Origin of the sequence: Pseudomonas sp. SMV7, assembly GCF_052041995.1 — a bacterium.
Classification (GTDB): domain Bacteria; phylum Pseudomonadota; class Gammaproteobacteria; order Pseudomonadales; family Pseudomonadaceae; genus Aquipseudomonas.
In genome coordinates this window covers 324,698-344,859 of record NZ_JBKGGT010000001.1, presented here as the reverse complement: position 1 = coordinate 344,859, position 20,162 = coordinate 324,698, and the positions used below count along the sequence as shown (strand labels likewise).

General features: G+C 65.9%; 22 protein-coding genes. 10 read left to right on the top strand and 12 right to left on the bottom strand.

The genetic code is table 11. From position 1 onward, the window contains the following. Positions 1–87: 87 nt before the first annotated feature. The 4 genes from ACLEJP_RS01840 (at position 88) to ACLEJP_RS01825 (ending at position 5,328) form a co-directional block, all read left to right on the top strand. On the top strand, positions 88–543 hold the full coding sequence (locus tag ACLEJP_RS01840; RefSeq protein WP_296232002.1) for a (2Fe-2S)-binding protein: 456 nt from the start codon (positions 88–90) through the stop codon (positions 541–543). Beyond that, the gene (locus ACLEJP_RS01835; RefSeq protein ID WP_440804043.1) at positions 543–2,795 is read left to right on the top strand and encodes a molybdopterin cofactor-binding domain-containing protein; all 2,253 of its coding nucleotides are present in this window, start codon (positions 543–545) and stop codon (positions 2,793–2,795) included. Before ACLEJP_RS01840 ends, ACLEJP_RS01835 begins: the two co-directional genes overlap by 1 nt. Positions 2,796–2,812: 17 nt before the next feature. Then, positions 2,813–4,156 carry a c-type cytochrome gene (locus tag ACLEJP_RS01830; RefSeq protein WP_440804041.1) on the top strand — a complete coding sequence of 448 codons (1,344 nt, stop codon included), beginning with the start codon at positions 2,813–2,815 and terminating at the stop codon, positions 4,154–4,156. A gap of 152 nt (positions 4,157–4,308) precedes the next feature. Then, a complete protein-coding gene (locus ACLEJP_RS01825) occupies positions 4,309–5,328 on the top strand; it encodes an XdhC family protein (RefSeq protein WP_440804038.1) in 1,020 nt (339 codons plus the stop codon). A gap of 16 nt (positions 5,329–5,344) precedes the next feature. Here the strand turns inward: ACLEJP_RS01825 and ACLEJP_RS01820 are convergent, their stop codons facing one another. The 4 genes from ACLEJP_RS01820 to ACLEJP_RS01805 all read right to left on the bottom strand — a co-directional run bounded on the left by ACLEJP_RS01820 (position 5,345) and on the right by ACLEJP_RS01805 (position 7,528). Beyond that, positions 5,345–6,136 carry a substrate-binding periplasmic protein gene (locus tag ACLEJP_RS01820; RefSeq protein WP_440804036.1) on the bottom strand — a complete coding sequence of 264 codons (792 nt, stop codon included), beginning with the start codon at positions 6,134–6,136 and terminating at the stop codon, positions 5,345–5,347. Positions 6,137–6,307: 171 nt separating this feature from the next. After that, entirely contained in the window at positions 6,308–6,949 is a 642-nt protein-coding gene (locus tag ACLEJP_RS01815; protein WP_440804034.1) for a LysE family translocator, read from the bottom strand. 53 nt (positions 6,950–7,002) lie between these two features. Next, on the bottom strand, positions 7,003–7,203 hold the full coding sequence (locus ACLEJP_RS01810; protein ID WP_225777466.1) for a DUF1289 domain-containing protein: 201 nt from the start codon (positions 7,201–7,203) through the stop codon (positions 7,003–7,005). A 7-nt stretch (positions 7,204–7,210) separates the two neighbouring features. Further along, a complete protein-coding gene (locus ACLEJP_RS01805; RefSeq protein ID WP_440804031.1) occupies positions 7,211–7,528 on the bottom strand; it encodes a hypothetical protein in 318 nt (105 codons plus the stop codon). 314 nt (positions 7,529–7,842) lie between these two features. Here ACLEJP_RS01805 and ACLEJP_RS01800 point away from each other — a divergent pair, with 314 nt between their 5' ends. Further along, the gene (locus tag ACLEJP_RS01800; RefSeq protein WP_440804030.1) at positions 7,843–9,591 is read left to right on the top strand and encodes a BCCT family transporter; all 1,749 of its coding nucleotides are present in this window, start codon (positions 7,843–7,845) and stop codon (positions 9,589–9,591) included. A 108-nt stretch (positions 9,592–9,699) separates the two neighbouring features. Here ACLEJP_RS01800 and ACLEJP_RS01795 read toward each other — a convergent pair whose 3' ends face one another. Continuing rightward, the gene (locus ACLEJP_RS01795) at positions 9,700–10,179 is read right to left on the bottom strand and encodes a VOC family protein (protein ID WP_440804027.1); all 480 of its coding nucleotides are present in this window, start codon (positions 10,177–10,179) and stop codon (positions 9,700–9,702) included. Positions 10,180–10,404: 225 nt separating this feature from the next. Between ACLEJP_RS01795 and ACLEJP_RS01790 the strand changes: the two genes are divergently transcribed. Continuing rightward, positions 10,405–11,055 carry a TIGR04211 family SH3 domain-containing protein gene (locus ACLEJP_RS01790; RefSeq protein WP_440804025.1) on the top strand — a complete coding sequence of 217 codons (651 nt, stop codon included), beginning with the start codon at positions 10,405–10,407 and terminating at the stop codon, positions 11,053–11,055. Positions 11,056–11,182: 127 nt separating this feature from the next. Here the strand turns inward: ACLEJP_RS01790 and ACLEJP_RS01785 are convergent, their stop codons facing one another. Continuing rightward, positions 11,183–11,455: a hypothetical protein gene (locus ACLEJP_RS01785; RefSeq protein WP_440804023.1), complete on the bottom strand. Its 273-nt coding sequence runs from the start codon at positions 11,453–11,455 to the stop codon at positions 11,183–11,185. Between the two features lie 93 nt (positions 11,456–11,548). Beyond that, a complete protein-coding gene (locus ACLEJP_RS01780) occupies positions 11,549–12,469 on the bottom strand; it encodes a LysR substrate-binding domain-containing protein (protein ID WP_440804020.1) in 921 nt (306 codons plus the stop codon). A 124-nt stretch (positions 12,470–12,593) separates the two neighbouring features. Here ACLEJP_RS01780 and ACLEJP_RS01775 point away from each other — a divergent pair, with 124 nt between their 5' ends. Further along, positions 12,594–13,328 carry an SDR family NAD(P)-dependent oxidoreductase gene (locus ACLEJP_RS01775; RefSeq protein ID WP_440804018.1) on the top strand — a complete coding sequence of 245 codons (735 nt, stop codon included), beginning with the start codon at positions 12,594–12,596 and terminating at the stop codon, positions 13,326–13,328. 17 nt (positions 13,329–13,345) lie between these two features. Further along, positions 13,346–13,552 (top strand): tautomerase family protein, encoded by a 207-nt coding sequence (locus ACLEJP_RS01770; protein ID WP_061551649.1) that lies wholly within the window; start codon positions 13,346–13,348, stop codon positions 13,550–13,552. Positions 13,553–13,577: 25 nt separating this feature from the next. On the opposite strand, the gene ACLEJP_RS01765 is transcribed toward ACLEJP_RS01770, so the two are convergent. Then, a complete protein-coding gene (locus ACLEJP_RS01765) occupies positions 13,578–14,459 on the bottom strand; it encodes a LysR family transcriptional regulator (protein WP_440804016.1) in 882 nt (293 codons plus the stop codon). A 112-nt stretch (positions 14,460–14,571) separates the two neighbouring features. Between ACLEJP_RS01765 and argC the strand changes: the two genes are divergently transcribed. After that, on the top strand, positions 14,572–15,513 hold the full coding sequence (argC, locus tag ACLEJP_RS01760; RefSeq protein ID WP_296231982.1) for an N-acetyl-gamma-glutamyl-phosphate reductase: 942 nt from the start codon (positions 14,572–14,574) through the stop codon (positions 15,511–15,513). A gap of 78 nt (positions 15,514–15,591) precedes the next feature. Continuing rightward, a complete protein-coding gene (locus ACLEJP_RS01755) occupies positions 15,592–16,278 on the top strand; it encodes a GNAT family N-acetyltransferase (protein ID WP_440804013.1) in 687 nt (228 codons plus the stop codon). 48 nt (positions 16,279–16,326) lie between these two features. Here the strand turns inward: ACLEJP_RS01755 and ACLEJP_RS01750 are convergent, their stop codons facing one another. From ACLEJP_RS01750 to ACLEJP_RS01735, 4 genes are read right to left on the bottom strand one after another with little or no spacing between them, the layout of a single operon-like run. After that, on the bottom strand, positions 16,327–17,082 hold the full coding sequence (locus ACLEJP_RS01750) for an ABC transporter permease (protein ID WP_440804011.1): 756 nt from the start codon (positions 17,080–17,082) through the stop codon (positions 16,327–16,329). Then, the gene (locus ACLEJP_RS01745) at positions 17,082–18,287 is read right to left on the bottom strand and encodes an ABC transporter substrate-binding protein (RefSeq protein WP_440804009.1); all 1,206 of its coding nucleotides are present in this window, start codon (positions 18,285–18,287) and stop codon (positions 17,082–17,084) included. The genes ACLEJP_RS01750 and ACLEJP_RS01745 overlap by 1 nt, the downstream gene beginning before the upstream one ends. Beyond that, on the bottom strand, positions 18,274–19,095 hold the full coding sequence (locus ACLEJP_RS01740) for an ABC transporter ATP-binding protein (RefSeq protein ID WP_440804006.1): 822 nt from the start codon (positions 19,093–19,095) through the stop codon (positions 18,274–18,276). The genes ACLEJP_RS01745 and ACLEJP_RS01740 overlap by 14 nt, the downstream gene beginning before the upstream one ends. After that, complete coding sequence (locus ACLEJP_RS01735; RefSeq protein WP_440804004.1) at positions 19,092–20,156, bottom strand: acyl-CoA dehydrogenase family protein; 1,065 nt, start codon at positions 20,154–20,156, stop codon at positions 19,092–19,094. The genes ACLEJP_RS01740 and ACLEJP_RS01735 overlap by 4 nt, the downstream gene beginning before the upstream one ends. Between the last annotated feature and the right edge of the window lie 6 nt (positions 20,157–20,162).

Below are 20,162 nucleotides of genomic sequence, written 5' to 3'. Positions count from 1 at the left end.
CTGTGCTAGCGTTTCCGGACTGGGGAACAGCGTATTCCCCGATCAGCAAAAGCACAGCGACAGCAACCGTTGACGGGCAGGTGAACCATGGAACTACGCATCAACCAGAAGACCTACCAGGTCGAGGCAGACGCTGATACACCCTTGCTGTGGGTGATCCGCGACGACCTGGGGCTGACCGGCACCAAGTATGGCTGCGGCCTGGCCCAGTGTGGCGCCTGTTCAGTGCTGGTGGACGGCAATGTGGTGCGCGCCTGCGTCACGCCAGTGGCCGGTGTGGTCGGGCGTGAGGTGACTACCATCGAGGCGATCGAGGCCGACGCTGTCGGCAAGCGGGTGGTTGCGGCGTGGGTCGAGCACCAGGTTGCCCAGTGCGGCTATTGCCAGTCCGGCCAGGTGATGGCGGCCACCGCACTGCTCAAGCACACGCCCAGGCCCACTGACGCGCAGATCGATGCGGCGATGGTCAACCTGTGCCGCTGCGGCACCTACAACGCCATCCATGCCGCCATGCATGACCTGGCCCAAGGGGAGAAGGCCTGATGCGCACGCCCGTCGATACACCCGCAGAAGAACTGCTCAAGTTACAGCACGGCGCGACCCTCAACCTGTCGCGTCGGCGCTTCCTCGCCGGTACCGCTGTCGGGGCTCTGGTGCTTGGCTTTGGCCTGCCCATGGGCTCGGCCCGCGTGCAGGCAGCGGCCGCAGCCAGCGCTGAACGCGGTACCCAAGTGCCAGCTTTCCTGGAGATCCGCCCGGACGGCACGGTGCGTCTGCTCAGCCCGTTCATGGAAGGCGGGCAAGGCCCTTTCACCGCCATGGCCCAGATCGTCGGCGAAGAACTGGATGTCGACCCGGCCCGGTTCGTGGTCGACAGCGCGCCGCCTGGGGAAGCCTATGTAGTGATGGAAAACGGCATGCGCATTACCGGCGGCAGCATGTCGGTACGCATGAGCTACCCGACCATGCGCCGCCTGGGTGCCCTCGCCCGCGCCATGCTGCTGCAGGCAGGCGCCGAGCAGCTGGGCGTGCCGCTAGAGCAGCTCACCACCACGCCGGGTAACGTGGTACATACTACGAGCGGGCGCTCCGTGCCCTATGGTGAACTGGCCGCACGGGCCATGGACCTGCCGGTACCCGACCCGGCCAGCGTCAAACTGCGCGACCCCAGCCAGTTTCGCTGGATCGGCAAGCCGGTACGCCGCCTGGATGCCTATGACAAATCCACCGGCAAGGCCGTGTACAGCATCGACGTCAAGGTCGACGGCATGCTCCATGCTGCCGTGCAGCACGCGCCACGCCTGGGCATGACCGTCGGTGGCCTGCGTAATGAAGAGCAGGTCAAGGCCATGAAAGGCGTACACTCGGTGCATCAGCTGCCTGGTGCCGTGGCGGTGGTTGCCGAGCGCTGGTGGCACGCCAAGCGCGCAGTAGAAGCCATCCAGGTGGACTGGCAGGAGCCTGCCGCCGACAGCCCGGTACGGCCAATGCCGGCCGACTTCTCCAGCGACGGCTGGCGCGAGCACCTGGCCTCGGTCAAAGGCCCGGCCCGTGATGACGAAAACCAGGGCGATGTAGCCGGCATGCTGGCCAGTGCCAAGACCCGCGTCGAGGCGACCTACCACAACCAGTACCTCAACCATGCCCAGCTTGAGCCACCCTCGGCACTGGCGCGCTTCAATGGCGACGGTTCGCTGGAGGTGTGGCTACCCAACCAGGCGCCAGACATGTTCCGTGACGACATCGCCCGGCGCACCGGCCTGGCCCCGGCACAGATCACCCTGCATTCGCCGTTGCTGGGCGGTTTCTTCGGCCGCCACTTCCTCTACGACTCGGCCAACCCCTACCCTCAGGCGATTGCCTTGGCCAAGGCGGTCGGCCGCCCGGTGAAGCTCATCTGGAGCCGCGAGGAAGAGTTCCTGCGTGACGTACTGCGCCCGGTGGCGGTGGTGAAGTTGCGTGCCGGGCTGGATGCCGACGGCCTGCCGGTAGCCCTCGAGGCCGTGAGCGCCACCGAAGGCCCGACCGAAGCCCTCGCCGGCAAACAGGGCGACAAGCTCGACCCGACTGCGCTGGAAGGGTTGTCGGGCAAGTCCTACGCCATCGCCAACAAACGCATCGCCCAGGTCTACGTCAAAGGCCCGGCCATGCTTGGCTACTGGCGCTCGGTGGGCAACTCGCTGAACGACTTCTTCTATGAGTCGTTCCTTGACGAACTGGCCGACAAGGGCGGCAAGGACCCGTTCGAACTGCGCCTGCACCTGCTGCGCGACAACCCGCGCCTGACCACCCTGCTGCAGGCGGTTGCCGAACTGTCCGGCGGCTGGAAGCGTGGGCCGTTCACTGCCGAGGACGGCAGCAAGCGCGCACGCGGCGTGGCCATGGCCTCGCCGTTCGGCTCGGAGGCGGCGGTCATTGCCGAGGTGTCGATCGAGAATGGCCAGGTCAAGGTGCACGACATCTGGCAGGCCATCGACCCAGGCAGCATCGTCAACCCGGCAATCATCGAGCACCAGGTCAACGGCGCCGTCGCCCTGGGCCTGTCGCAGACGCTGCTGGAAGAAGCGGTGTACGTCGACGGCAAGCCACGCGCGCGCAACTACGACCTGTACCCGATCCTGCCGCCCTCGCGCATGGCCCGGGTGCATGTGCGTATCGTCGAGAGCGGGGCGAAGATGGGCGGTATCGGCGAGCCACCGCTGCCCGCCGTCGCCCCGGCAGTGGTCAACGCGGTCGCGCAACTGACCGGCCAGCGCGTGCGCAGCCTGCCGCTGAGCCGCCATACCTTCAGCTGAGCGCACAAGGACGTAGCATGACCCATCGTTTCGCAAGAACCGCTGGCTGGCTGGCGTTGCCGTGCCTGGTCGCGGCAGGCCTGCTGGCCTGGTATGTCACCCGCGAGCCCGTTTCGCCGTTTACCGGCGAACAGGCCACGGCTGCCGACCCGGCGCTGGTCAGCCGTGGCGAATACGTGGCCCGGCTCAGCGACTGCGTGGCCTGCCACAGCGTGCCGGACGGCAAGCCGTTCGCCGGCGGGCTGAAGATGGCCACCCCGCTAGGCGCCATTCATGCCACCAACATCACCCCCGACCGCGACAATGGCATCGGTCGCTACAGCCTGGCCGACTTCGACCGCGCCGTGCGCCACGGCGTCGCGCCCGGTGGCCGGCGCTTGTACCCGGCCATGCCCTACCCGTCCTACGCCAAGCTTGGCGATGACGATGTCAAGGCGCTGTACGCCTTCTTCATGCTCGGCGTGCAACCGGTAGCGCAGGCCAACCAGCCCGGCGACATTCCCTGGCCGCTGAACCTGCGTTGGCCCATCGCCGTGTGGAACGGCCTGTTCGCCACCAGCACACCGTACGCCGACCAGGCCGGCAAGGATGCACAGTGGAACCGCGGCGCCTACCTGGTCCAGGGCCCTGGCCACTGCGGCAGCTGCCACACCCCGCGCGGCCTGGCGTTCAACGAGAAGGCCCTGGATGACAGTGGCAAGCCGTTCCTCGCCGGTGCCCTGCTCGATGGCTGGTATGCACCGAGCTTGCGCGCCGACCACAATACCGGGCTGGGGCGCTGGAGCGAGGCGGAAATAGCGCAGTTCCTCAAGAGCGGGCGCAACCGCCACGCCGTGGTATTCGGTTCGATGACCGAGGCCTTCAACAACTCCACGCAGTTCATGAGCGACGACGACCTGGCCGCCATCGCCCGCTATCTGAAGTCGCTGCCCGGCGACCCGCAACGCGATGGTGCGCCGTGGCAGTACCAGGCCGAATCGGCAGCGGCACGGCTCGATAGCCCTGGGGCGCCTACCTATGTAACTCGCTGTGCGTCGTGCCACGGCCTGGATGGCAAGGGCCAGGCCGAGTGGATGCCACCTTTGGCCGGCGCTACTTCGGCACTGGCCAAGGAAGCCGCCTCGGCGATCAATATCACCCTCAATGGTTCGCAACGGGTGGTGACGGCCGGGTTGCCCGATGCCTATCGCATGCCGGCCTTCCGTGAGCAATTGAGCGACCAGGACATTGCTGATGTGCTGGGTTTCGTGCGCAGTGCCTGGGGGAACAATGGCGGTGCGGTGAACGCGCAGGCGGTGGGCAAGTTGCGCGGGCATACCGACCCGGCCAGCAGTAGCCCGATCATTTTGCACATGCGCTGAAATGGGTAATGCCTGTACCGGCCTCTTCGCGGGCTTGCCCGCCCCCCCCCCCACAGGTATGGCGCCGCCCGTCAGGACTGTGGGGTCCCTGTGGGAGCGGGCAAGCCCGCGAAGAGGCCGGCACAGCCAACATCAGGTTTAATGGAGTCCCCATGGAAAGCATCGACCTGCTCGTCCTGCGCACCACCCGCGACTGGCTCGCCGCCGGTCACCGTGCCCTGCTCGCCACGGTCGCGCGCACCTGGGGCTCATCACCGCGCCCAGTGGGCTCGATGATGGCCCTGCGCAGCGATGGCCGGGTAGTCGGCAGTGTCTCCGGCGGCTGTATCGAAGACGACCTCATCCACCGCTACACCAGCGCCAATGGCGGACCGGGAATGCCTGAAGGCCGGCCGCAGGTGGTGCGCTATGGCGTCAGCGCCGACGACGCCCACCGTTTCGGCCTGCCCTGCGGCGGCACCCTCGAACTGGTGCTGGAGTTCGCCCCGTCGCTGGCGCAACTGGAACAGCTGCTGGCCAGCCTCGACAGCGGCAACCTGGTGCGCCGCGACCTCGACCTGCGCAGCGGCGAAGCCAGCCTCACCGCCACCCGCACGCCCGAGCTGTTCAGCTTCGATGGCCAGCGCCTGTGCAACACCCTCGGCCCCGGCTACCGCTTGCTGCTGATCGGTGCCGGTGCGCTGGCCGAATACCTGGCGACCATGGCCCTGTTCAACGGTTTCAGTGTTTCCCTGTGCGACCCACGCCCCGAGTACACGGCCGGTTGGAATGTTGCCGGCGTCACCCGCCTGAGCGGTATGCCGGACGACGTGGTACGCGCCTTCGCCCCGGACCTGCGCAGCGCCATCGTCGCCGTCAGCCACGACCCCAAGCTGGACGACCTGGCGCTGCTGGAAGCCTTGCACAGCCCGGCGTTCTACATCGGCGCCATTGGCTCGCGGCGCAACAGCCAACTGCGCCGTGAGCGCCTGATCGAACACTTCGGCGAAAGCGAAGCATCGCTGCAGCGCCTGCACGGCCCTATCGGTATTTATATCGGCAGCAAGACACCGGCGGAGATCGCCGTCAGCGTGATGGCCGAGCTCCTCGCCGCGAAGAACGCCGTCAGCCTGCCCGGCGCGCTAAGCGTGACCCGGGCCAAGGAAGCCGAACAGCTGGCACGGTCCTTGTAGCCAACGCGGCAGGCGGTTACTGCCAACGCTCCAGGTTCTGCTGCAGCAGCTGTTCAGGCAGCGCCCCGGCCACGATCTTTTCCATCTCCCGCGCCAGCGCTTCGCGCAATCGGGGCTGGTTGCAGGGCGAGTGATGCGACATCGCCAGGTACAGCCCTTCGCTGGAAATCGGCGGCTCCAGCACCTGTACCGTCCCCGCGATACCCAAGCTGCGCACCAGTGCCATGCCAGGGTACTGCTCGTACACCACGTAATCGCTGCGCTTGTGCAACAGCTTCTCGAACGCCTGCCTGGCGCCGGGTACAGCTTCGAGGGTGAGGTTGGCCCTGGCATAGTCGTCGAACTGCTGGCCATGGCTGTTGCTGACCAGCGTGCCACCCTTACGGCCTTTGAGGTCGGCCCATTGCCGGTAGGAGAAGGTATTGTCCTGGCGCACCCAGACCACGCTCGGGGTATGCAGGAACGGCGGGAAGATGAAGTCCATCTGCTGCTGGCGGGCCTGGGTCAGGAAATACCCGGCCATCAGGTCGATGCGGCCCGTACGCACTTCTTCCTGCGCGCGCGACCATGGCCCAGCGTAAATCACGTCGATATCCAGCCCCAGCTGCTTGCCCAGGTACTTCAGCAGGTCGGCATTGGCACCGATCAGTTGCCGGGGGTTCTGCGGGTCACGCCACAGGTAGGGCGGGTATTCGGCATTGCCGGTGGCTGTCAGCCGCTGGCACGCTTCGCCTGCTACCGCCACCATGGGCAGCAGCAACAGGCACGGCAACAGCCGCAAGGCGTGGCGTAAGCGACGTTCGATCATCGACAACCCTCGGTCGGCTGCAGCAACCCGCTGTGCACGCCATGGACAGTCTGGACCACGGGCAGGCAACAGGCTGGCCGTTTATCGGCCAGCACGACACAGGCCGGCAAAACGCTGCCGGCCAGCATAGCGGTGGCGAAACCAAGGGGTTGCTCGCACATCACCCCTACTTCACGCCCCTTGCCGCCGCATCGCCAGGATCGCCGCGCCAAAGCCGATAAAGGTGGTGCCCACCACCCGGCTTACCCAGCGCGATAGCGATGGCCGGGTGAGTACACCCTTGGCGCGTGCCGCCAGTGCCGCATACAGGCTCAGCGAAACCAGCGACAACGCGACGAAAATCCCGGTCAGGATCAGGAACTGTGGCAGCAACGCTGCACCCTGGTCGATGAACTGCGGGAACAGCGCGGTAAAGAACATGGTCGCCTTGGGGTTGGTGACTGCGGTGAAGAACGCCGACTTGTACAACTTCAGCGGTGTGGGCCGCACCTTGGCCGCCACTTCTGCACCGCCCTGTGCCAGCATCGGGCTGGTTTTCAGCAACTGCCGCGCACCCAGGTAGAACAGGTAGCCGGCGCCCAGGACCTTCACGGCGTTGAAGAGCATTTCAGAACTGGCCAGCAGTGCGCCAAGCCCGAGCATGGCGGCAGCCGACAGGCAGAACAGGCCCGAGCCATTGCCCAGCGACGACCAGATCGCGCTGCGCTGGCCGTGGGCCAGGCTGTTGTTGATGGCCATCAGGGTGGCAGGGCCAGGGCTGGCGATCGCGATGGCCGCGACCAGGGTAAAGGCTAACAGCGAGTGAGAATCCATTTCAGGCTCGTCAGACAACAAAACAGGAAGGGACGCGTGCAGGATACGCAGGTTCAGTCGGCATTCTGCCGCTTGGCCGCCTTCTTGGCGATAGCTTTCATGCGCGTTGCCGCCCGCTGCACGGTGGCCATCTTCTCGGGGCGCTTCATGCCCCGCCATTTGCGGATCTCGTCGCGGGTGCGGCCACAGCTCACGCACAGCTCGCTATTCAACTGGCACAGCGCGACACAAGGGTTGTCGATGTCTTTGGCCATGCCTCACTCAGCCAGGCATGGCTGCCCGCGCCTGTTCGGCCGCGCCCTGGAACACCTGGCGTACGTCCTCGGCCTTGACCTTGCTGACCGACCTGGCCGCCAGCAGCTCGTCGACCACGCGCAAGCCCTGCTCCAGGGCGGTGGCCAGTTGCTCACGGTCGGAGGCGTCAGCGATATCACCCAGATAAGGAGCGATGAGGTACACGTAACGGTCCTGCAGCTTGAGCGCTTCCAGCGCGTCGAGGGCTTTCTGGAACCGATCGGCAGCGGCAGGGCTCATGCTCAATTTATCGAAATGAATCAGGCTCACACGGTCAGTGGCCATGTTGACGAATCTCCGTTTCCTGGTACGGCCAGGCCCGCAAGCAGCAGCGCTTCTACGGTGCTCGTATGTGCGGGCCCGGGTGATGCCCTTCAGGGTACCAGAACGCGAAGCAGAAAGGGCCATTACCCCCAGAACTAAAAGTATTTGCCAGGTCGCGTAATGGACGCCCCGCGGCGCTATCGGGACAGGTGCCGGCATTTCCTGCGCAGGATAATCGCGCCAGCAGTTTCCCGCCGAGGCGAGTGCTCCAACTCGGTAGCCCACACACAACAAGCCTGCGCCGGCAGGTAAGCCAGAAAAGGGCCCCAACATACATGGCAAAGGAACACATCACCGAAACGCTCGACCTTGGCGTGACGGACCCCTCGAAAACCGCAGAAGCGCGCCAGGACCGGCATTTCGAGGGCAAGCTCGACTGGATCGTCTTTGGCTTCACCAGCCTGCTGGCAATCGCTTTCGTCCTCTGGGGCTTCCTCAACCAGGCCAGCCTGGCCAGCAGCGCCTCCAGCGCGCAATCCTGGGTCATTCTCAACTTCGGCTGGTTCTTCGTGCTGACCTCCAGCCTGTTCGTGGTGTTCGTGCTGTGGCTGGCCGCCAGCCGCTACGGCCGGGTGCCGCTGGGGCGTGACGGTGAGCAGCCAGAATTCCGCACGGTGTCCTGGGTGGCGATGATGTTCAGTGCCGGCATGGGTATCGGCCTGATGTTCTTCGGCGTTGCCGAGCCCCTGTCGCACTATGTGTCACCACCGCCAGGGTCGGCCAGCGGTCAGTCGAGCGAAGCTATGCAGGTGGCCATGGCCACCACGCTGTTCCACTGGACCTTGCACCCCTGGGCCATGTACGCCATTGTCGGCCTGGTGATTGCCTACGGCACCTTCCGCCGTGGCCGCTCGCAGCTGATTTCCGCGGCTTTCCGGCCGCTGATCGGCAAGCATGCCAACGGCCCGCTGGGCCGCCTGATCGACATGATGGCGATCTTCGCCACGTTGTTCGGCTCGGCCGCTTCACTGGGCCTGGGCGCCCTGCAGATCGCTGGCGGCCTGGAATACAACGGCTGGATCGAAAACCCCGGCAAGCTGTTCTACATCTCGGTCATCACCCTGCTGACCATTGCCTTCGTCAGTTCGGCGGTCTCGGGCATCGGCAAGGGTATCCAGTGGCTGTCCAACACCAACATGGTACTGGCGCTGGTGCTGGCGGCGTTCGTGTTCATGGTCGGCCCGACCCTGCTGATGCTCAACCTGCTGCCCACCTCGATCGGCATCTACATCAAGCTGCTGCCGGAAATGATGGCCCGCACCAACGCCAGCGGCGGTGAGCAGATGAACAGCTGGCTGGCCGGCTGGACCGTGTTCTACTGGGCCTGGTGGATCTCCTGGACACCCTTCGTCGGCATGTTCATTGCCCGTATCAGCCGCGGGCGCACCATCCGCCAGTTCGTTACCGGCGTATTGCTGGTACCGAGCCTGGTCAGCCTGGTGTGGTTCACCATCTTCGGCGGCGCGGGCATCGAGGCCCTGCGCGAGGGCGCCTTCCAGTTGGCCAATGGTGCAGTCAACAGCAACCATGCGCTGTACCAGCTGCTGGACAGCTATCCGCTGGCCTCGGCGACCTCGGTGCTGGTGATGGTCCTGGTGGGCATCTTCTTCGTCTCGGGTGCCGACGCCGCCTCGCTGGTCATGGGCACGCTGTCGGAGCACGGCACTACCACCCCATCGCGGCGCACGGTGATCTTCTGGGGCGCGCTGACCGGTACGGTGGCGGCGATCATGCTGGCCATTGGCGACCCGCGCGCGCCCGGCGAAGCGCTGACCGGGCTGCAGAACCTGACCATCGTCGTGGCCCTGCCGTTCGTGGTGGTGATGGTACTGCTGTGCCTGGCGCTGTACCGCGACCTGCGCAAGGACCCGATGATGCTGCGCCACCTGCGTGGCAATGAACTGATCGAAAAGGCCGTATTGTATGGTGCGGTCAAGCACGGCGAGGAGTTCTATATCGTGGTGCAGGAGAAAAAGGCGTCCCGCAAGGCAACAGTGGCAGCAAGCGAAGTGTCCGAAACCTGATGCGCTCGGTGCAGGAGTGGGTTACCGGCGAAATCCAGCATAGGGCACCCGCGTTGCCGCTGTTCGCCGCTGGACCCGCTCTCGCACGCTCTGCTGTCTCGCCCTGGCTCAACCCTTCAGTGCAGCCTCGATCCGGGCCACGTCGATCTTGCCCATCTGCATCATGGCGTCGAACGCCCGCTTGGCCGCCGCACGATCCGGGTGGCCGATGGCTTCGATCAGGATGCGTGGGGTGATCTGCCAGGAGATCCCCCACCGATCCTTGCACCAGCCGCAGGCGCTGGCCTCGCCGCCATTATCGACGATGGCATGCCAGTAACGGTCGGTCTCGGCCTGGTCCTCGGTACTGACCTGGAACGAAAACGCCTCGCAATGGGTGAAGGCCTTGCCGCCATTAAGCCCCACGCAGGGTAGGCCCATGACGGTGAATTCGACCGTGATCACATCGCCCTGCTTGCCCGATGGGTAATCGCCAGGCGCCCTGTGCACCGCAGTCACCCGGGTATCGGGAAAGATGCTGGCGTAGAAGTTCGCCGCCACCTCGGCATCGTTGTCATACCAGAGGCAAAGGGTGTTCTTGGCAGTCATGGTATTGCTCCATGAAAGAGGTGAACGATTGAGTCTAGCCCGTCTTGCCAATCGCGGTGCCATACCGGCACGCTGGCGGTCTCTGCAATACTCTGCAGACATTTCCGATATCAGGTGGTGAACCTGCTGACAAAAAAGCGGTCTTTCGCTGGCGGTCAACTCACCGACCGGTTCATCGGCCCAGGTTACCGGGCCTACTTTTGTCCTGTTTCAGCGAAGACCAACATGCCCGATTTCCGCCCAACTGCTTCCGCCCTCACTGCCCTGCGCAGCGGCCTGATCGCCACCCTGGTGGCCCTTGCCGCACCGGTGCACGCCGAAGAGCCCGCCAGCGATGCACGCTGGGTCAGCGACAGCCTGAGCACCTACGTGCGCAGCGGTCCGACCGACGGCCACCGCATCGTCGGCACCCTCAAGTCCGGGCAGAAACTGACCCTGATCGGCACCCAGGGCAACTACAGCCAGGTGCGCGGGCAGAATGGCGACGTGGTGTGGATTCTCAGCAGCGACCTGCAAGCGGTACCAGGCCAGGGCGAGCGCCTGCCGCAGCTCGACGCCCAGGTCGCGGAGCTGACCGGGCAACTGAAAACCATCGACGACAGCTGGAAGAATCGCGTACAGGGCATGCAGGAAACGCTCGATTCGCGGAAAAAGCTCATCGACGAACTGCAGGCGCGCAACCAGGCGCTGAACGAACAGCTCGACCAGAGCCAGTCGGACCTGCGCGATACCAAGGCCCGCCTGGGTGACGAGAACAAGCAGGTGATGATGCGCTACATGGTGTATGGCGGCAGCATTGCCGGCGCGGGCCTGCTGGCGGGCCTGATCCTGCCGGCGCTGACCCGCGGGCGCAAGAAGAACGACCGCTGGTTCTGAGCAGGCGCCATCCTGCGCCGGCCTCTTCGCAGGTAGTCCCGCTGCCACACCTATTGCAGCGGCCCTGTATCGGGCGGCAATCCTGTGGACGCGGGGTTACCGGCGAAGAGGCTGCCATCGGCAATCGCTACTTGTTGCGCGCCTTGTTGTAGATGGTCTTGGCGCGGTCAGCCGAGGCCTGGCACTTGGTCATGTCGCCTGCAGCCTGCCCCTCCTTGGCCTGTTTCATCAACTCGTGATAGTCATGCGCCATGCCACCGTGCAGTGCCTGACCTTCGGACTTGTTGATGTCTTCAAGCTCCTTGATCTTGGCCGCGCAGTTGCTCGCTGGGTCTGCGTGAGCGGCAAAACTGAGGACGGAGGCAATCACCAGCAGAGGGATGCATTTCGTGGGGTTCATGGAGCTTTCTCCTGAGAAACCATAGGTCCGTCGGGTTTCATTCAACCCGACGCAGCGAAAAGCATAGATCGCCCTCGCCAGCGCCGCAGCGTTTCAGCCTGCCGGCGAGCCTGCTTCGGCGAACAGGAAGTCGATGAACACCCGCACCCGCAACGGCATGTAGCGGGCCTGAGGGTAGAGCAACAGGAAGGGCCGGGAGGTCCCGCCATACTCGCTCAGCACCTCCACCAGCGCGCCACTGGCCAGGGCATCCTGCACGGTAAACCGGTATGCCTGCATCAACCCGCCGCCATGGCGCACCAGCGTGGTGGTGGCGAGGAAGTCACCGAGGCAGGTGAACGCGCCCTGGGTGTCGATTTCCACCAGGCCCCCAGCCTGGCGAAAGGTCCAGGGCGGGCGACGGCCGCTGCTGGGCATCTCGAACTGGATGCAGTCGTGCTGCAGCAGGTCCTGCGGCGTCTGCGGCGTGCCGGCACGGGCGAGGTAGCCCGGCGTGCCCACCACCACCAGCTCGGCATCCTCCAGGCGGCGCGCCACCAGGCGTGAATCGGCCGGCTCACGGCCACGAATGGCCAGGTCGAACGGTTCCTCGGCAAAGTCGACGTTGCGGTTACTGACATGCACGTCCACCTGCACGCGTGGGTAGCGCAGGTGGAACCGCGGCAGCAGCGGCAGCAAGCGGTGATGGGCATAAGGCGTGGGCGCGCTGATGCGCAAGCGGCCGCTCGGCTCAGCCTGCCCGCCGGTGGCCTGACGCTCGGCCTCGACCAGTTGCCCCAGCGCCTGCCGACAGTGCTGGTAATAGGCCTGGCCCGCAGCAGACAGGCGCATCTGCCGGGTGGTGCGGACAAACAGGCGCACACCCAGGCGTTCCTCCAGGCGTGCCACGCTGCGGCTGACCGCCGCCGGCGTGACGCCAGCCTCGGTGGCCGCCGCGCTGAAGCTGCCCCGGTCGGCAGCCAGGCAGAACAGCTCCAGGCTGCCCAGTTGAAGGTCATCGAAATGGCGGCTCATGGCGGCTCGATTGATTACATGGTGTATCGATTGAAATGCCTTGTGCCTCATTTTTCAAGTAGCAGTATCAACCTAGAGTGGCTCCACACCGAGCCCATGGCTCACTTCACTGGAGATCCGCCACATGCATACCGCACGCACTGTCATCATCACCGGGGCCTCCAGCGGCCTGGGCTTCGCCCTCGCCGAGGCCTTCCTCGAACGCGGCGACAACGTGATCGGCAACGCTCGCAGCCAGGCCCGCCTGGAACAGGCTGCTGCCCGCCTCGGCCACCCTTCGCGCTTCATCGGCGTAGCCGGCGACATCGCCGAGCCAGACACCGCACAACGCCTGTTCGCCCGCGCCGAGCAGGCCTTCGGCGGTGTCGACCTGCTGATCAACAACGCTGGCATCTTCATTGCCAAACCGGCCACGGAGTACAGCGCAGCGGATGTCGACGCGCTGGTCGGCACCAACCTCAAGGGGTTCTTCTACCCGGCCCAGGAAGCGGCGCGGCTCATGACCCGCCAGGGGCATGGCCAGATCATCGCCATTACCGCCTCCATCGCCCTGCAACCGGACACCCGCGTGCCGGCCCTGCTGCCGGTGCTGGTCAAGGGCGGCCTGAACCAGGCGGTAAAAGGCCTGGCGCTGGAACTGGCAGCCAGCGGCGTGCAGGTCAATGCCGTGGCGCCCGGGATCATCGACACGCCGTTGCATGGCGGCAACCTGCAGGGGATGGGCGCGCTGTCACCCAGTGGCCGCACCGGCTCGCCGCAGGATGTCGTGGACGCCGTGCTGTACCTGGCGGATTCAGGCTTCGTCAGCGGTGTCATCCTGCCGGTGGACGGCGGTAGCACCGCTGGCACCTGGCACTGAACGGAGGCGCGAACAACATGCCGTATGTCCATATTCGCGTGACCGATGAAGGGGTGAGCGCCGAACACAAGCGCCAGTTGATCGAACAGACCACGCGCATGCTGCAGCAGGTGCTGGGCAAGCCGCCGGCCAGTACTTTCGTGGTAATCGAGGAAGTGCCGACCGATAACTGGGGGGTGGGTGGCGAGACGGTCACCGCGGTACGCGCGCGAGAACGCGGGTGAAGCCTGGGGCTGCTGTGCAGCCCCCTTACTGCCGCAACCGCTGCAATGCCTGCAGCACATGCCCGGTGGCTCGCTCCACCTGCCCGTCACGGCAGGCGATGCCCAATTGCCGCCACAGCCCCGGGCGCAGCGGTCGGCGGACGATGCGCCGATCCAGTTCGGCCACCTCCCCCTCCTGCGGCAGCAAGGTCGCCCCGTATCCGGCCCCGACCAGGCTCTTGATGGCATCGTTATAGTTCAGCTCGATCCGTGCTTCGGGGTAAAACCCTGCCGCCGCGAACCACTCGCCGGTTACCCGCGACAGCTGGGTACTGCTGTCGTTGAGGATCAACGCCCGCTGCGCCAGCCAGGCCGGCGTGACCTTGGCCGGCGGCTGCCAGTCGGCCGGCACATAGGCGAGGATCGGGTCGCGCCGCCAAGGGGTGACCTCTAGCCCTTTGCCAGCCACCTGCGGCAAGGCGACCAGGCCGATATCCAGGGTGCCCTCGCGCAAGCGGGCCAGCGATGCCTGGGACGTCAGCACCTGTACTTGCACATCGATCCCCGGGTGCGCGGCACGCAAATGCTCCAGCGCCTGCGGCAGCAGGTGGGCAATGGCACCGGTCGAAGCACCCAGGCGCACCCTGCCGGTCAACCCCTCGACCTGCCGGCGCACTTCATCCAGCGCCTGGTCGGCATCGGCCAGCAGGCGTCGCGCGCGGGCCAGCAGGGTTTCGCCGATGGCGGTCGGGCGTACCTGAGCGCGGGCGCGGGTGAGCAATGGCGCGCCGATGCGCGCCTCCAGCTCGGCCACGTGCAGGCTGATGGTAGGCGGCGCCAGGTTGAGCTGGCGGGCGGCCTCGGCAAACGAGCCCAAGTCGACGATCACCACCAGCGTGCGCAGGCGGTCGAGGCTGATTTCACGCATATCAAGAGCCGTCACGTTCAGAAAAACTGAATATTGCCGTCATGATATTCAAATTTCCTTTATCTACACCACAAGCGAGCATAGGCCATCCCCTCCCGACCGGACGCTGACCATGCACACTCCTGTTGTCTTCATCGACGGTGACCAAGGCACCACCGGCCTGCAGATCCATGCGCGCCTGCAAGGCCGCCGCGACCTGAGCCTGTTGACCCTGCCGGACGCCGAACGCAAAGACCCGCAACGTCGCCGCGAGGCGATCAACAGCGCCGACATCGCCCTGCTGTGCCTGCCCGACGATGCCGCGCGCGAGGCGGTGGCGACGATCGACAACCCGCAGGTGCGGGTGATCGACGCAAGCTCGGCGCACCGCACGGCACCTGGCTGGGTCTATGGCCTGCCGGAGCTCGACGAGCAGCAAGCCGAACGCATCGCCCACAGCAAACGCGTCAGCAACCCCGGCTGCTACCCCACCGGCGCCATCGCCCTGCTGCGGCCACTGGTCAAGGCTGGCCTGCTGCCAGCGGATTACCCGCTGAACATCCACGCCATCTCCGGCTATTCCGGTGGTGGCCGCGCGGCTGTCGAACGCCATGAGCAGCCCGGTGCCGACAAAGCCCCGACCTTGCAACTGTATGGCCTGGAGCTGGCGCACAAGCACGTGCCGGAAATTCAGCAGCACGCCGGGCTGTCGGCACGGCCGATGTTCCTGCCCGGTTACGCGGCCTACCGCCAGGGCATCGTGCTGAGCATCCCGCTACAGTTGCGCCTGCTGCCCGGCCAGGTCAGCGCTGCGCAGTTGCAGGCTTGCCTGGAGCAGCACTACCAGGGTGCCCGCCACGTCCAGGTCCTGCCCCTGCATCAGCACGGCGCGGCGCCGAACCTGGACCCGGAGGCGTTGAACGACAGCAATGACCTGCGCCTGGCACTGTTCGCCAACCCTGAACATGGCCAGGTATTGTTGACCGCCGTGTTCGACAACCTCGGCAAAGGCGCCGCTGGCGCAGCAGTGCAGAACCTCGATCTGATGCTTGGTGCCTTGCAGCTACAAGGCTGACGGGCAAAACCGGTTAGACTAAGGGCCCGCGCCGACACGGCGCGGGCCGTCTACCCAACCGCCGGAGCCCACCCCCCGATGTTCATCCTGAGCCGCCTCGACAGCGTGCCGCCTGAAGCCTTCCAGAACCAGATCCGCGAACTGGTGATCCACCATGTCGGCCAACTGAGCAGCGTTGCCATCAGCGCCGACAACCCGCTGTATCCGCTGTATCAATACGGCGTTGGCATGGAGGTGCACCAGTACCTGCAGGCGCTGGACGGCACCCGCGGCCTGGCCGTGGCGCTGACCCTTGCGCTGGACGCCGAAGCACCGGACCAACTGCTGGGCTTTGCCCTGTCGTTACCTGCCGAGGACGACGAGCAGGTGTGTGCGCTGGCGTTTCTAGCCGTGCGCTCCAGCCATCGCCGCCAGGGCATTGCCCGCGCCCTGTTGGCCGACCTGCAGGCGCGCCATGCCTGCGTCGAGCTGAATGCCTTTGCCAGCCAGGTGCCGTGGTTCGAGGCCATGGGCATGCAGGTGGTGGCCGCCAATGGCCCGCAAGTGCTGATGAGCAGCACCGGGCGCGCCAGCGGTGCGCTGATCGGGCGCCTGGATATCGCGCCGATCTACCAGACGGCCGAAGTGATGCAGATCCATACCTACCTGCTCAACCAGCAGGGTGAGGATGCCATGCTCGAAGCGGAACAGCAGCGCGATGAGCGGCTGGATGAGTTGACCGCTCAGGCCCAGGCGTGTGTACGCCAGCGCAATAGCGTGCACTGACCCACGGGCTTCTCGCGGGTCTGCTCGCGGAGAAGCCCCGTTGGCCCTTCAGCCATGTACCCAGCGCCGATGCAACCCACGCGCCAGGGCATCCAGCACGAACCCCAGCACGCCGATCAGCAACACCATCGCCATCAGCTCGGAATACGCCAGGCGGTCGCGGGTATCGAGAATGAAGTAGCCCAGCCCGGCGCTCACCCCGAGCATTTCGCACGGCACCAGCACGATCCACAGAATGCCGATGGCCAGGCGTACACCGGTGAGCACATGGCCGATCACCCCCGGCACGATCACCTTGCACAAGGTTTCCCAGCGCGTGGCGCTCAGACTGCGGCTCAACTGCAACCAGCGCGGGTCCAGCTGCCGGACCCCGGCGGCGGTATTCAGCAGGATCGGCCACAACGCGGCAAACGCCAGCAGGAAGTAGATCGGCTGGTCACCCACCCCCATCAGCATCACCACCACCGGCATCCACGACAACGGCGAGATCATGCGCAAGAACTGGAACGCCGGCGTGGTTGCGGCCTCCAGGTGTCGATAGCTGCCCACCAGCAAGCCCAGCGGCACACCGATCAGCAACGCCAGCAACAAGCCGACCAGGATGCGCTTGAGGCTGACCCAGACATGCCCGTAGACCTCGCCCTGCCCCAGCAGCTCGACCAGGCTGGCCAGGGTCGCCTGGGGCGAGAAGCGTGCCGACAGGCCATCGGCCTCGCCGAACAGCTGCACGCCCGCCCACCACAACAACAGCAACCCCAGCAGGCCGGCCAGGCCGAGGCCGGCATGTACGACATGCTTGCGCATCAGACCGCGAACTCCTCGCTACGCTGGTAGTTCTCGGCAATGCCGAACACCGAGGGGCCACCGACGGCGGCGATGGCGTTGCGCACGAAGCGATCGTCAACCAGGTCGCGGGCGGTTTGCGCCGGGTCCAGGCCGGCAAGGAAACTGTGCTCGCCCTCGATCAAGGTGTGCTTGAGGCGCTTGACCAGCTCTTCGGTATAGCTGGGGTATGGGTAGGGCTGGAAGTCGATGCGCTTTTCATCCCACTGCTGATGCTGAATCGCCCCACTGGCAATGTAGCCGGCGCGGTCTTCGGCAGCCGGGGCCAGCACCTTGGTCAGCACCGCCGGTTCATGCGGCGTGTACTTGTTCGGGCCGGCCTTGGACAACAGCGCCGCGGCTTCGGCGCGGTGGTCGCGGGTCCATTGCTGGGCCTTGACGATGGCATTGACCACCTTCTGCGACCACTCCGGGCGGTTGTTCAGGTCATGCTCATGCATGAACACCACGCAGCAGGCGTGGTTGCGCCAGACGTCGCCGGTGAAGCGCTGCACACGGCCGACCTTGAGGTTCTCGGCCAGGGCATTGAACGGTTCGGCGACGATATAGCCGGCGATGCGCTTGCTGGCCAGGGCCGGCGGCATGTCCGAGGGCGGCAGCACCAGCAGGTTGACCTCGTTGGCCGCCAGTTGGCTGTTGGCGGGCTTCGATACCGGCGTCAGGCCGTTGTCGCCGAGCATCTGCTGCAGCACCACGTTGTGGATCGAGTACCAGAACGGGATGGCCACGGTCTTGCCGCCCAACTGCTTCATCTCGGTGATGTCCGGCGCTACGGTCAGGCCCGAGCCCCCCACATGGTTCCAGGCCACCACCTTGGCCGGCACCTTGCTGCCATAACGTGCCCACACGGTCATCGGCGACAGCAGGTGAATGACGTTGACCTGGCCAGAAATGAACGCCTCGATCACCTGCGCCCAGCTGCGCAGCAGCACCGGGCGCTCGGCCTTGATGCCTTCGGCCTCGAACAGGCCGTTGTTGTGCGCCACCAGCAACGGCGTGGCGTCGGTGATCGGCAGGTAGCCGATGCGCACCGGCGCGTCGGGCTCGGCGGCAGCCCGGGCCTGCAGGCTGGACAGCAGCGGCACGGCCCCGGCAGCCGTCAGCATGGCGCTGAGCTTGAGAAAATCACGACGCGAGGTGGAGGAACAGCAGTCATCCATGCACATGTGCAGGCTCCGAAGGCAACGAGGTAGAGGAAGGTACAGCGGTGCGGCTGGCCCGCCGAAGGGTCTTGAGGATCTCGATTCGCAGTGCGCCCAGTTCCTCGACCCGCTGCGCGCGCGGTTGGGGCAGGTCGATGTGCCATTGGCCGAGGATGTGCGCCGGGTGATCGCCCAGCAGCAGCACCCGGTCGGACAACAACAAGGCTTCGTCGATATCGTGGGTAATCAGTACGGCTGCGGTGTTATGGGTAGCAATCAGCTGCAGCAGCAATTGCTGCATGTCGGCACGGGTCACTTCGTCGAGCGCACCGAACGGCTCGTCAAGCAGCAGCACCTCAGGCTGGCGCGCCAGGCAGCGTGCCAGTGCGGTGCGCTGGGCCATGCCGCCGGACAACTGCGCCGGGTACTGGTTGCGCGCATGGGCCAGGCCCACCGCGGCGATCGCATGGTCGATGCGGGCATGGCGCTCGGCTGCGGCAAGCTTGGTCTGGCGGGCGAAATCCAGGCCAAAGGCGACGTTCTTTTCCAGGCTCAGCCAGGGCAGCAGGCTCGGGTCCTGGAAGGCCACCGCCAGGCGCGGGTGGGGGCCTTGCAGCGGCTCACCGTGCAGGGCCACGCTGCCGCCATGCGGCTGCTGCAGGCCGGCCAGCACCCGCAGCAGGCTGGACTTGCCCACCCCACTGGGGCCGAGGATGCTCACCACCTCCCCCGGCGCCAGTTGCAGGTCGAAGCGCGCCAGCACTTGCTGCCAGCCGCCGTCGCGCGGGTAGCCCAGGCTGATCTCGCGGGCTTCGAGCAATGCCTGGCTCATGCGCCGGCAGCCTGGCGATGCAGTTCGGCACGCAGCTGCACCAGGCTTGGGGTAACGATGGGCACGAACGCCGACTCGCGCCAGCGGCGGGCGAAACCGGCACCGAACTCATCGAGGTACGCCTTGCCGCCGCTGGCCTGCAGCTCCAGCTGCACGGCATCGGCAGCACACTCAGCGAGGATGATGCGCAACTTGAACAGCGCCGCCGGCTGGCTCTGGAAGCGCCCTTCGAGCAAGCCCTGCTTGAGCTCGGCCACGGTGTTTTCCAGGCGCTCGTCGAGGACCTGGCGATGCTCTTCGAGGAACGACAGCCGCCCATGGAGGTGATCGTGCACCTCGTGCAGCGAACGCCGCGCCAGGCCGATGGCCATGCCGCACTGCAAGGCAAGAAACGCCGGGCGCACCTTGGGCAGGAACTCGCGGGCGTTGTCGTGCAGCAGCCAGTCACGGCCGAGCTCTACCTGGTGGAACGCCAGCGCTGCGGTATTGCTCGATTGCAGGCCCATCAGCTCCAGGTCGTCGGAACGCTCCAGCCCCTGGCTGGCAGAGGGGATGGCCAGCACGAAGGGCGAACCGCCAGCATCGTCCTCGATGGCTGCTGCCACCACGAACCCGCTCTTGCGCAGGTTGGTCACCCAGTGCAGCCGGCCTTCCAGTGTCCAGCCCGCCGCCCCGGGGCGGCCACGCACTTGCAGCGCCTCGATCCCGGAGAGGAACTTCATGGCGTTGGACAAGCCGGTGGCCCCCGCCAGCTCGCCGGTCAGCAGGCTGGGCAGCAGGCGCTCACGCAGGGCCTGGTTGGGGCTTTGCAGCAGGTATTCGATGAACGCCCGCTGGCCCCAGCAGACAAAGGCTGCGGCCAGTGAGCGGCTGGCGATGGCGGCGATGGCCTCGACCGCATCGGTGACCGCGCCACCGTTGCCGCCCAATGCGGGGTCGACGCCAATGCGCAGCAGCTGCGATTCGGCGATGTGCGCCAGCACCAGTTGCGGGTCGCACTGCCCCTGGTCGATTGCCTCGGCATTGGCATCCAGCCATTGACGAAATGCAGCATCAAGCATGTCCCT